Source organism: Actinoplanes sp. NPDC051388, from assembly GCF_055586225.1.
Map to the genome: position 1 here is coordinate 223,214 of NZ_JBVJIP010000002.1, position 3,771 is coordinate 226,984.

Sequence of the window (3,771 nt, forward strand, 5' to 3'; positions counted from 1 at the left end):
GTCCAAGGCCCACGTCCAAGGCCCACGTCCAAGGCCCACGTCCAAGGCCCACGTCCAAGGCCCACGTCCAAGGCCCACGTCCAAGGCCCACGTCCATCGCCCCCGGCCCTGGCCGACGGCTCACGCCCACCGCCCACGCCGACGGCCCATGCCCACCGCCCCCGGCCCTGGCCCCCGCCGACTACCCATGCCCCCGGCCCCGGCCCCCGGCCCCCGGCCCCTGGCCCCTGGCCCCTGGCCCCTGGCCCACGGCCCACGGCCCTGGCCCACGGCCCTGGCCCACGGCCCTGGCCCACGGTTCACGCCGACGGCCCGCGGCCCATGACGACGGGCCGGTGGCCTGCGGCTCGCCGCCCAGGGCCACGCTCGCCGTTCACGGCCCGCGGCTGACGGCCTGCGGCTCGTTGCTACGGGCCACGGCCACGGCTCACGGAGGCCACGGCGACCACCCACTGCCCGCAGCGACGGCTCACGGCCCGCCGCCCACGCCCACCGCCGAAGGCTCCGGCCCCTTTGAGTGGCCGGCCACTGACCAGCCGCCTCACTGACCGAACAACAGGACGGCTTGCCTGTGGCCGGGCGGCGTCTTCGGTCGACGTCGTGGACCCTCGGATCAAGAGCGGCAGCCGGCAGAGTTCTTGTGGGTCGTAGACGGGTCCGGCGCGGGCGCGAGTGACGACGTACAAATGATCGGCCGCCCGTCGACCCGGGGGCACATCGGCTATCGAGTGCGCTATGCCACAGGCGCGCCTATATCAGGATGCAAAGGCCGTCGGCTCCGTCACCCCGAGGTTGCTACGTCTAGCCCAATCTCTATCAAGGGCGAGCGCGTTGCGATGGTCAGGTCGGAATGCCGTGCCGCATTGACGTTGGACGAGTGGCCGTCTGCGTCGTTACTAAAGCTTGCCGGGTGGCCACGACCTACGACTGGCATGACCTACGACTGGACTGAGGCGCCACGGACAGTTGGCGAGCCATGGAGTCAAGCCCGTTGAGAGGCCTGCGCGAGCTGATCTCACCCACAACTCGTGGAGCGTCATGGGCCGCCACTTCGCTCGCTCCGGCCGCCCGCGTGCGCTTCAACGCCGAACTCTCGAGCTGGGTCAGTGCCGCGGCCTGTTGGTGTCCTCGTCGGCGGCGCTGCGGGGGCTGCGACTGACTCCACGAATTTCTAAGCGTTGGTGGAAGCGCAGTAGGTGGTCGACTGGCTTCCACTCCGACGATCGCGTCGGAGCCGGCAGTGGACTGCTTGGCGACTTCTGCAAGGGGTCCTGGCGTTCGGCGCGGTTGGTCTTGGGCTTGGGGTTGGGCTTGTCGAGGGTGAGGCCTGCCGGGTTGCTGTCGCTGCGGCCTGGATGGGCTGAGCCAATGCCAGAAGCGTCAGTGACAGCCTGATCGGCGACCAACGCCGAGTCGGTGCATGCGGATCGGGTCGCTTGGGAACCGCGCGGTCGCTGCCGGACTCGCCCTGGGGCCCGATGGCAGATCCGACCTCAGCGCAGGCAGCGGGCGCTGAGTTCTTGCTTTGGCCGGCTCATGCGGCCGGCCGCTGTGAAAGCGTCAGCCAGCTGGCCTCCTCGAGAGAAGCCTCAGGCAGGCGACGCAAGTCGCTCGCCACAGCCCACTACCGGCCGGCGATGCGCTAGATGGAGTGGAACCCGGCGGCTGACCTCGTCCGAATCTGGTCAGCTTGCTGATTCGGGACGGCACTGAAGTTGGGGCTTAAGCAAGCGGCGGTTGCGGGGCTATTTCGGCCCTCACGGATGGCCGGCCATGTCGAGTGACGCGCCGGATTCGGGTGGCTCGGCAGACTTCGAAATCTGGGTAGAGCCGACCCCGTGTGGGCCCTCGCGGACGACACCGTGGAGAACGCGCCTTGGACGTGGCGGCCGTGTGGGGGTAGCGCCGACTGGCGTGAAGAACTCTCATGATCGGCCCCGATGCTGGGTGCGGGGCTTGGTCGGGCCTGAGTGGGTCGTTGGCTTGTTGATCGACGGTGGTGGCGTGGTCTATCGGGAAACGACGTTATCCACAGGCTGTGTGTTGGCCTGTTGAGAAACCGTGTTGCTCGGTTTCACGTGAAACGCGGCAGGGGTGAGCAGCGGTTGTCCACGTGTGTATCCACAGGGGGTGCAAGCGTTCTACGTCGCGTTTCACGTGAAACGGCGCCGCCTGTGGATAACTTTTGTGGATAACTTCTGCTGTGGTTTGGTGCCCACGGAAAGTGATCGACTTCGACGCTGGGGCGTCGGGTACGTCTGACCTGCTTGATCGTCTAATCCGCGCGAAATTGGGTCGGGACAGTGTGCCCTGGCCTGCACTAGGGTCAGCGTCGTGCCCGACAACGCCGCCCCCCTGCCGGACTTCACCCGCTGGCCCTCGTTTCCCTTCGAGGGCGACATGCGCATCAAGGACCTCGCCGCGCCGGTCGCCGTCGAGCCTCCGCGCAGTGGTGAAGACGCGTCGGAGTGCGTCGCTTGCAACACGCCAGACGACTCGTACATCTGGTTCAGTGAGCGCTGGCGCGTCCGGGCGATGGACCGTCCGACCGGCCTTCCGATCGTGTTGATTCTCGAGTGCCGCTCGCATCTGGACCTCGGCGACCTTCCGAATCTGCTCGCTGCCGAGCTCGGCGTCATGACCGTCCGACTCGAGCGGGCGATCCGCTCTCTGGATGGCGTCGCGAGGGTTCACGTGAATCGTTGGGGCGACGGGTCAGCGCATCTGCACATGTGGTTCCTGGCCCGGCCGTACGGCCGGCTTCAGTTGCGCGGCACGTTCCTGTCGCTGTGGGACGACATCCTGCCCACCATTCCGGAGCGGCAGTGGCGCGAAAACATGTCGCTCGTGGCGGCCTGGCTGGCTGACTTCGGCGGCGAGGCGAACGCAGAACCGCCCCACATCCTGTGGGAGTCGCCCTCAACCTTCAGCGTTTCACCGACCGCGGAGGCGCCTGAGACGAAGATCGCATCCGCGTCCTCATCGGGTTCCGGAGCGCCCGCTGCCGGCATCGGCTCTGCTCGGGTGCCCGCGCCGAACGCCTCCGAGGACCTGACAGACGACGTCAGTGGATCAATAGCTGTCGACCCCGCTTCGCCGTCCGCTTCGGGGGTGGGCCTATCAAACGCGGACAGCGGTTCGGAGTCAGCGGTTGCCGACTCGCCGGCGCCGCGCAGCACCACCGACAACGACGACAGCTCGGCAGCGGACACGCAGGGCGGCTCGGCACCCGACAGGCCGGCCGTAGTTGCGGCAGCTGAACCTTCCACCGCTGCAGAAGGCAGTCATGCTTCCGATGGACTCGGTGGGGATAACGAAGACGCGTCGCCGACCTCCGGTGTAGCAGCCGTGCCGCGCCAACCCAATGCCGACACCGCAGAGCCAAAGATGACCGCACGCTGACTGAACACGGGGCGACCTGCGGGGCATCGTCGTGATTGACGAGACCTGCCGTCCACGGCATGTCTTCGCGGCGGTGCAACCGCCGTGACAATCGGCGCTGGAATGGCCACAACAGAGTCCGAGGAACCTGTCGACGGCTCCCGCAGCAGGCCGGCGCCCGACGGTCGGCTTGGTCGGCGATTGTGCGCCGCGCCGCCTACCCGTTCGCGGTTGGGTCGGCTGGTTACTTCAGTGGTGCTGGCACGGTCGCGTTTGGTGCTGGAGCGCGCTGACGCTTGCGGGCTGGCTTGGTCGGCGGGGTTGTTGCCGCGGCGTCTAGCCTCTTTCGGCTGGGCTGGCCCGGTTAGTTCAGCAGTGCCGGGCGGCCGT

General features: G+C 67.9%; 1 protein-coding gene. It reads left to right on the plus strand.

The window, feature by feature from the left end; translation table 11 throughout:
* The first annotated feature begins 2,559 nt into the window (after nucleotides 1-2,559).
* Nucleotides 2,560-3,402, plus strand: coding sequence for a hypothetical protein (locus ACZ6TI_RS05260; RefSeq protein WP_465344288.1), 843 nt, complete (start codon nucleotides 2,560-2,562; stop codon nucleotides 3,400-3,402).
* Nucleotides 3,403-3,771 lie beyond the last annotated feature (369 nt).